This window comes from Burkholderia sp. BC1, from assembly GCF_052683555.1.
In genome coordinates this window covers 1-8452 of sequence record NZ_JBQYLP010000210.1, presented here as the reverse complement: position 1 = coordinate 8452, position 8452 = coordinate 1, and the positions used below count along the sequence as shown (strand labels likewise).

9 protein-coding genes and 1 tRNA gene are annotated in these 8452 nt (G+C 62.1%); 5 read left to right on the top strand and 5 right to left on the bottom strand.

All coding sequences use genetic code 11. The features are described 5' to 3' along the window. Positions 1–256: 256 nt before the first annotated feature. Positions 257–331, top strand: a tRNA-Gly gene (locus ACSHSS_RS32105). Between the two features lie 127 nt (positions 332–458). After that, positions 459–1223: a tRNA (guanosine(46)-N7)-methyltransferase TrmB gene (gene trmB, locus ACSHSS_RS32100; RefSeq protein WP_006412093.1), complete on the top strand. Its 765-nt coding sequence runs from the start codon at positions 459–461 to the stop codon at positions 1221–1223. 412 nt (positions 1224–1635) lie between these two features. On the opposite strand, the gene ACSHSS_RS32095 is transcribed toward trmB, so the two are convergent. The 5 genes from ACSHSS_RS32095 to ACSHSS_RS32075 form a co-directional block, all read right to left on the bottom strand. After that, on the bottom strand, positions 1636–2499 hold the full coding sequence (locus ACSHSS_RS32095) for a hypothetical protein (RefSeq protein ID WP_445546112.1): 864 nt from the start codon (positions 2497–2499) through the stop codon (positions 1636–1638). A 9-nt stretch (positions 2500–2508) separates the two neighbouring features. After that, complete coding sequence (locus tag ACSHSS_RS32090; protein WP_157160138.1) at positions 2509–3201, bottom strand: phospholipase A2; 693 nt, start codon at positions 3199–3201, stop codon at positions 2509–2511. A gap of 521 nt (positions 3202–3722) precedes the next feature. Next, positions 3723–4553: an undecaprenyl-diphosphate phosphatase gene (locus ACSHSS_RS32085; protein WP_006412092.1), complete on the bottom strand. Its 831-nt coding sequence runs from the start codon at positions 4551–4553 to the stop codon at positions 3723–3725. A gap of 76 nt (positions 4554–4629) precedes the next feature. Further along, on the bottom strand, positions 4630–5211 hold the full coding sequence (locus ACSHSS_RS32080) for a DUF1439 domain-containing protein (RefSeq protein WP_035948485.1): 582 nt from the start codon (positions 5209–5211) through the stop codon (positions 4630–4632). Positions 5212–5380: 169 nt separating this feature from the next. Then, a complete protein-coding gene (locus tag ACSHSS_RS32075; protein WP_006400909.1) occupies positions 5381–5719 on the bottom strand; it encodes a YkgJ family cysteine cluster protein in 339 nt (112 codons plus the stop codon). A gap of 160 nt (positions 5720–5879) precedes the next feature. On the opposite strand from ACSHSS_RS32075, the gene hemN reads away from it, so the two are divergent. The 3 genes from hemN (at position 5880) to ACSHSS_RS32060 (ending at position 8366) form a co-directional block, all read left to right on the top strand. Further along, the gene (hemN, locus tag ACSHSS_RS32070) at positions 5880–7271 is read left to right on the top strand and encodes an oxygen-independent coproporphyrinogen III oxidase (RefSeq protein WP_035948488.1); all 1392 of its coding nucleotides are present in this window, start codon (positions 5880–5882) and stop codon (positions 7269–7271) included. A gap of 81 nt (positions 7272–7352) precedes the next feature. Then, the gene (locus ACSHSS_RS32065; RefSeq protein WP_006412091.1) at positions 7353–7610 is read left to right on the top strand and encodes a hypothetical protein; all 258 of its coding nucleotides are present in this window, start codon (positions 7353–7355) and stop codon (positions 7608–7610) included. A gap of 102 nt (positions 7611–7712) precedes the next feature. Next, the gene (locus ACSHSS_RS32060) at positions 7713–8366 is read left to right on the top strand and encodes a protein-L-isoaspartate O-methyltransferase family protein (protein ID WP_006412081.1); all 654 of its coding nucleotides are present in this window, start codon (positions 7713–7715) and stop codon (positions 8364–8366) included. The last annotated feature ends 86 nt before the right edge of the window (positions 8367–8452 follow it).

The window sequence follows — 8452 nt, the reverse complement described above, 5'->3', positions numbered from 1 at the left end:
CTCGCCTGCAACTTCGGAAGTTGGTCCATTGATCAGCGTTTCCCTAGCGCGCCGAGTGTGACACATTCCTGCCGGCTGAGGAAAGTTCCCGGCACAAACACTGTACATCTACACAGTATTCCATTGCGCGGGTAGACGCTACCCGTCGAACGGACGATGCCAGGAGGAACAGCGAGAGCGATACCAGTTTCGACGCCACCACCCAAAACCGCCCGCTTGCCATCCCCACGCCAAACCCTGTAGAATCGCCAGTTCTGCGGGCGTCGTATAATGGCCATTACCTCAGCTTCCCAAGCTGATGACGTGGGTTCGATTCCCATCGCCCGCTCCACTTTCCGGCTGCACTGCAGCCAGCGCGCAAGCCGCCTCGTCGAAGGCGGCTTTTTTGTACCATGTGCCGGTTCCGCCGGTCACCGCGCCCGAGCCCTCGCTCGCAACCGAGCCAATCTCTGTCACCGATGATGCACGACGATCCGAACGAAGCCGGCCTGCCGCCGCACGACGCTGCCCTGTCCGACGAAGCCGCCGACGGCACCGAAGTCAATCCGCTGCACCGCCGCCGCATCCGCAGCTTCGTCACGCGCGCCGGCCGCGTGTCCACCGGCCAGCGTCGCGCGCTCGACGAGCTCGGCCCGCGCTTCGTCGTCCCGTACGCCCCCGAAACGCCCGACTGGAACGCGATCTTCGGCCGCAGCGCGCCGCGCATTCTCGAAATCGGCTTCGGGATGGGCGCGTCGACGGCCGAAATCGCCGCGAATCGCCCGGGCGACGATTTCCTCGGCGTCGAAGTGCACGAACCGGGCGTCGGCGCGCTGCTGAAGCTGATCGGCGAACAGGATCTGTCGAACATCCGCATCATCCAGCACGACGCGGTCGAAGTGCTCGAACACATGCTCACGCCCGAAAGCCTCGACGGCGTGCACATCTTCTTCCCCGATCCGTGGCACAAGGCGCGGCACCACAAACGCCGTCTGATTCAGCCGCCGCTCGTCGCGCAACTGGCATCGCGCCTGAAACCGGGCGCGTACCTGCATTGCGCGACCGACTGGCAGAACTACGCGGAACAGATGCTCGAGGTGCTGAGCGCCGAGCCGACGCTCGAAAACACGGCCGACGGTTACGCGCCGCGCCCCGACTATCGGCCCGTCACGAAGTTCGAACGACGCGGGCTGCGGCTCGGTCACAGCGTGTGGGATCTCGTGTTCCGCAAGCGCGCGGGCTGAGCGATCGGCGCACGCGCTCGCCGACGGCCGACGCATACGTCGCGCCGGTGGCATCGACGGCAATGCGGCCACACCGGCAAACGCCCGTGTGGCCGTTTTCACGTCTTCCGCCGATACGCTTGCCGCGTCGCACGGAGTTCAGGGGCCGGTTGTCATAGCCGACCGGTAGTGCCGACCCGCCGAACCCATTAAGTAAAGCACGTGCCGGCCTTTCACAATCCGCCTAACGGCTGAGCTTGTGCCCCCGAGATACCATGCATATTTGCCTGCACACCGGTTCCCGGGCAGCCGGACACGCATGACGGGCTCGCCACACCCGTGCGCAGCCCCTGCCCCGAAAACATCAACGATTTATTGACGATCGCGGGCACCTTATGAATCAGCAAGGCGCAACGGTCGGAATCAAGACATCTCAATTCGAATAGCTTACCCCAGTCGAATATCTATCAGGAAATTCAGACGACCTTCCAGTAAAGACATTAGGATTCGAAATACGCAACATATCAATATTGCTTGCCAAGATAGACACGAATGCGCGTATATCGAGCCTCGGCGCTTCTGCTACCACGTTCAACGCGCGCGAATCCCCCATCACTGCTGCCAACGCATATCCTGCATAGACGCCTTCCGGACTACCTCCGTCTCTTCCTGCTTTAGCCGCCAGAATGTATCCGGTGAACGCCGAACCGCTAGCCATCACTGCATTTTGCGCGGCAACGATTCTTCTAGACCATTCACTGCCATCTCCGGACTTATTCATTTTATCGAGAATTTCACCGCTATCCTTGCTGTAAACTTCCCGCATCAAATAAAAATAACTAGCCTTCACGTTACCTTGTTCGACCAATTTCCCGAGCTCATCGATACTCATCTTATATCCAGTAACGACCTCTTCTGGCATCGGATAGCCGCTCTTCATCAGCCACTCGTACTGCTCTCGGCTATTAAACGCGATCGCATTTTGTCGGAAATTCTTGTAGAATTCGTCCATCACAAGCCTATCCGATCCGGGAAATGAACCCCTGAGCTCTTCGTCGTTACCAAAATCTTTCGACACATGCACATTAGGAAATTGGTATTTTTTTGGAGCTTCGTCCTCTGACGGCCTGCGCTCAACTGCGACGGAATTGAATGAATCGACCGAGGCGGACTTTGTTTGATGCCCCATAGCGGAGTTCTCGGTATTTTTATTTGGCGAATCAGGGCCGGCGCGAAGCCCGAAATAGAACACGCTCGCGATCACACACAGCACCAGAAAGATCCAAAACTTTTTCATAACTTCCCCCTACTCAATATTGCACAGACTTGCACCAGTGTACTTGCTCACCACACCGCGGAGAAATCCAAATAGCGCGCAATACCACTGATCGACCGCCTCCTGATATGGTTTATCTCCAAATTTACGGACAGCATCTGCGTACTTCTCTGCTATTTCGCCACACAAGCCAGAACCGTTGCAAATTTGCTTCATATCCCGCTCGAATAAATTGTCACATAGCGCCTTGCTGAGCTTGCTTCCATAACAAACGTCATGGTTGTTACATGCGTTGGTAAAATCGTACCCGAGCGGCGCATTAGGTATAACGTACTTCATCCAACCGCTCGCAGGACCACAACCGTTTTGCAAGACACCTGCGTTTGGGACAAAAGAAATGCCGGACGTGAAGGGTTGGTTTCTCGGAATAAAACTGTGAAGGCGGAAAACGCCGATATTAGGTGGATTTGAAAAGTCACAATTTTTCAAATCTCGTCTTAGCATCTGCGTGTATTGACACTGAAGCCTCGGACTATTAGGCACATTGGCCAATGCCCAGCTCGTAGGACCTTTTGATGGCGGCCCGATGTCCCCGGCAAAATCCATCACCGATCCATATGGCCTTGATCCGGTAACGTTAATAGCAGGCAGTACGCCTTGCGCCATTGCAGTCTCTGACAATGCAAGCGGAGATACAAATAGCAAAGTTGCGATTTTCCCCATTTGTGCGTCCATTGAAATTATGTTCACGCAATCCGACTGAAGCGTTCAGTCGTCTCCTCCCCTGCCCCGGACAGCTGTCTGGGGACGTAATCGCTCGTCTAGCCCTATTTACAAAACAACGCGGCAAAGCGAAACAGGAGTGGCTTTGGGATGCTAATGCGAATGAGAATCATTCGCAAGTAGACTGTGAGGCTTCCCCGACCTTGCCGTGGCAAGGGTACGTACGTAGAGCACGGTGCACTACCGGTGCGGGTCATCCTTGTCCGGCGTGCCGACGTACCAGAACCGATGTCGGCCAATCGGCACTGGTTGACGACTATAGCAACGTAGGTCTCCCAATCTGCAGGCCGTACGCGACCTCAGCTGACTGCCCGGCGCTGCGATCGGCTCCGAAACGAGACCACCAGCCATTACCGCTCCATGCACAACCCGCTTTTGTCCGCATCAAAAACAAAACGGCCCGACCGGCATCTGCCGATCGGGCCGTTTTCACATCCGCGCCCTACTCCCCCGAACGCCGATCACGCCCAGTTCAACCACCCGCTATAACCGACGAGCAGCACGAACAACCCGAACACGATCCGATACCACGCGAACACCGTGAAGTCGTGCGTCGCGACGTAGCGCAGCAGCCAGCGCACGCAGACGAACGCACTGACGAAGGCCGACACGAGCCCGAGCACGAACAACCCGAGCGCGTCGACGGTGAACGCGTGCCAGTCCTTCACGGTTTCATAGAGCGTCGCGCCGAAGATGATCGGAATCGCGAGGAAGAACGAAAACTCGGTCGCGGCGCGACGCTCGAGGCCGAACAGCATCCCGCCGATGATCGTCGAGCCCGAGCGCGACATGCCGGGAATCAGCGCAAAGCACTGCGCGACACCGACTTTCAACGCATCCAGCGGCGTCAACTCGTCGATCGACTGCACGCGCGGCGGCTCGCGGCGCTCGCGCTGCCGCGCTTCGGCCCACAGAATGATCGCGCCGCCGACGACGAGCGCGAACGCGACCGGCACCGGCGAGAACAGCACGGCCTTGATCTTTTTCTCGAGCAGCAGCCCGAGCGCAATCGCCGGAATCGTCGCGATGACGACGTTCAGCGCGAAACGCCGCGCGTCGGGCCGGCTCGGCAGCCCGGTCACCACCGACGCGATCCGCTGCCGATACTCCCAGCACACGGCGAGAATCGCGCCGAACTGAATCACGACGTCGAACGTTTTCGCATGCGCGTCGTTGAAATTGAGGAAACTGCCGGCGACGATCAGGTGGCCGGTGCTCGATACCGGCAGGAATTCCGTCAGCCCCTCGACGACGCCGAGGATCAATGCCTTGCAGATCAGGATCCAGTCCATCCGTGGCCCAACTCCGAAGTGATCGAAAGAAAGGGCCACGCAGTCGTCGCGGCCCGCCCGGCCGCGCGATGCGACGTCACTTCTCGACGATCGCCACGCGTATGCCGTTTGTAAGAATCGTAATTGTACCGGGTTCGTAATTTACGCCGCCAAATTGCAGTTGCTCGGGCTTGAACGTGTAGATCGGATAGTTCGTGAGCAGCTGCGTCGCGAGCAGGCCGGCGGCCGCGCCGACCTGTTGCGTGTACATCTGCGCGTCGCCGTCGAGCACGAGGTTGTCGACGGCCGGCGCCCTGAGCACGACCGAGCGGCTCGGCGCATCGTACGCGAGCTGCCCCGACACCGTGAAGCGGCCGCTGACGGGCATGCGCAGGAACGGACTCTCGAAATGCGCGTCGAGCTGCACGGCGATGCGATTCTGATCGGGCAGCAGGCTGACGGCCGGATTCGCGAGCGAGACGTCGACGACCTGCGCGACGGTCTTCCGATACGGAAACTTGCGCGCGACGGCCTTTTGCACGTCGCCGCGCGAGAACGTGTAGTGATCGGGGATGAACGGGAACGTCGACGCGCACGCGACGAGCGACACCGACACGCCGACGGCGGCGGCGCACGCAGCAAGAAAACGGCGCCGGCCGGGCGCGCGGGATGCGGTCATGCTGAAGCTCTCCTGTTCCTGTAACGGACGAATCCGGCGCTGCGCTCGGCACGCTCCGATGCGCACGACGCCGACGCGAATTAGTGCAGCAGCACCGCACGCGGGTTCCATGCGCCGGACCGCCGCAGTCCCACGCCGCCAACGCAGCGCCGACGCCTAACCGCGCACGCTAGCGCCGCACGCTGCCACCGGGACAAGCGGCCACAGGCTGCGTCGCGGCTTCGAGCTGCGTGAGCCATGCGAGCGCCTCATCGCGCGATGCGCCGCACATCTCGGCCGACGGCTGCAGCCCCGAACAGCACGCGGGTCGCTCCGGGCTGCCGAAGATCCGGCAACGCAGATCGTCGCCGAGCTGCACGCAGCGCACGCCGGCCGGCTTGCCGTCCGGCATGCCCGGAATCGGGCTGGAAATCGACGGCGCGATGCAGCACGCGCCGCATCCTTCGCGACAGGCGTGCGGCGGTAAAACATCGGCGGGCGCCGGGCGAACGGCAGTTTCGGCAGGCACTCGGCTCTCCGGCAAGCAACAAAAAAAATCGGTGCGGCAACCGGACGCGTCGTCCGATCGTGCAGCCCGCATTGTGCCACTGCCGCTGCGACGTTATTACACAATGCAGCCCAATCGCGCATTTATATACTCGAAAGCATCTAAAAAGCGCGAGACCGCCATGACTTCCGGTTCTGCCGACACGCTGTTCCGTCCCGACCTGCTCGCGAAATACGGCGCGAACGGGCCGCGCTACACGTCCTACCCCACCGCGCTGCAGTTCCGCGACGACTTCCCGCATAGCGACTACGTGCGCGCGGCGAGCGATCCGGGCGCGTCGTCGAGCGAGCTGTCGCTGTACTTCCACATCCCGTTCTGCAACACGGCCTGCTTCTACTGCGGCTGCAACCGGATCGCGACGAACAACCATCGACGCGCGCGCCCGTATCTCGATCAACTGAAACGCGAAATCGCGCTACAAGCGACGCTGTTCGATCGGTCGCGCCCGGTCACGCAACTGCATTGGGGCGGCGGCACGCCGACGTTCCTGTCCGACGACGAAACGGCCGAGCTGATGGCCGCGACGCGCGAGCACTTCCTGCTCGCGCCCGACGCGGATGCCGAATACTCGATCGAAATCGACCCGCGCACGGTCACGCCGGCCACGCTCGTCCATCTGCGCACGATCGGCTTCAACCGGCTGAGCCTCGGCGTGCAGGATTTCGATCCGGACGTGCAGCGCGCGATCAACCGGATCCAGCCGCTCGCGATGACGGCCGACGTGATGGCCGCCGCGCGCGCGACGGGCTTCCATTCGATCAGCGTCGACCTGATCTACGGGCTGCCGCACCAGACGGTCGCCGCGTTCGCGCGCACGCTCGAGACGATCATCGAGCTCGCCCCGGACCGGCTGTCGGTGTTCGGCTACGCGCACATGCCGCATCTGTTCAAGATGCAGCGCCGGATCGACGACGCGACGCTGCCGCCGCCCGAAACGCGCATCGCGCTGCTCGGTCTCGCGATCGACATGCTGACGTCGGCCGGCTACGTCTACATCGGGATGGACCACTTCGCACGACCCTCCGACGAACTCGTGCGCGCGCAGCGCAACGGCACGCTGCAGCGCAATTTCCAGGGCTACAGTACGCGCGCCGATACGGACCTGATCGGGATCGGCGTGTCGTCGATCGGCAAGGTCGGCGACGTCTACGCGCAGAACGCCAAGGATCTGCCGGCCTACGGCGCGGCGCTCGAGGCGGGACGCCTGCCGATCGCGCGCGGCGTGCGGCTGACCGCCGACGACCGCCTGCGCCGCGACGTCATCGCTCAGCTGATGTGCAATCTCGAGCTACCGTTCTCGCCGATCGAAGCCGCGCACGGAATCCGCTTCGCCGATCGTTTCGCGCGCGAGCTCGACGCGCTGCGCCCGTTCGAGCGCGATGGGCTGCTGACGATCGCACGCGACCGGCTGACGATCCACCCGCCGGGCCGGATGGTCGTGCGCAACATCGCGATGGCGTTCGACGCGTATCTCGGCCGCACGCCGGCGCAGCGCTACTCGCGCACGGTCTGAGCCGCCGCGCGGCGCAGGCGGCCGGCGCGCGGGCGGCGGGTTTGATAAAGTACGGAGCTTACGCCCCGCCACACGCCCACGATGCGCACCACCAAAGCGACCCACGCGGTCGAACGCCTGAAAGCCCGCTCCGGCAATCCGCAGTACGCGGCCGTCGCGATGCCGGGCGGCCTGTTCTATCTCGTCGACCGCTCGGGCGGCACGGCCGAGAAGCGCTGCGACCCGCTGCCGCTCGACGAATTCGTCAAGTTCGTCGATGAACTTGGCCCCAAAAAACCGCGCAAGGTCAGCAAGCTCGACCTCGCGTTCGAGGCGCAGATCAACAAGCGGAAAGGATAAGGTTCGTTGCAGGGCGCCTGAAGGCTTGCGGGGCGCCCTGTTTGGTACAATCACGAAGTTTTTCTATCCTCGCTGATAGCCGCCAGGCTGCATGACCACACCATGAATATCGAAAAAGCGCGTTTCAACATGATCGAACAGCAGATCCGGCCGTGGGACGTGCTGGATCTGGATGTCCTGGGCCTGCTGTCGATCGTCAAGCGTGAGAATTTCGTTCCGGCCGAATACCGCGATCTCGCGTTCGCCGATCTCGAACTGCCGCTGCCCGGCGGCCGCAAGATGCTGTTCCCGCGCGTCGAAGCGCGCGTGCTGCAGGAACTGGCCGTCAAGAAACACGAGAACGTGCTCGTGATCGGCGCGGGCTCCGGCTACCTGACCGCACTGATCGCGCACCGCGCGCTCCACGTGACGGCCGTCGAGATCGACCCGACGATCGCGAAGTTCGCGGCCGACAACCTGCGCGAGAACGCCGTGACGAACGCGGAAGTCGTGCTCGGCGACGGGTCGCTCGGCTGGCCCGACAAGGCGCCGTACGACGTGATCTGCGTCGCGGGCGGCCTGCCGGTCGTGCCGCAGCAGATGCTCGAACAGCTGAAGATCGGCGGCCGCCTGTCGGCGTTCGTCGGCGGCCGTCCGGTGATGAAGGCGCAGGTGATCACGCGCATCGACGAGAAGCAGTATCGCGTCGCGGACGTGTTCGAAACCTACGTCGACCACCTCGTCAACGCGATGGAACCGTCGCGCTTCAAGTTCTGAGCGGCGGAGCCACCATGCAGATCCTGACGCCCGCGATGCTCGCGGAATGGCTTCGCGATCCGGCGCGCCCCGCGCCGGTCTTTTTT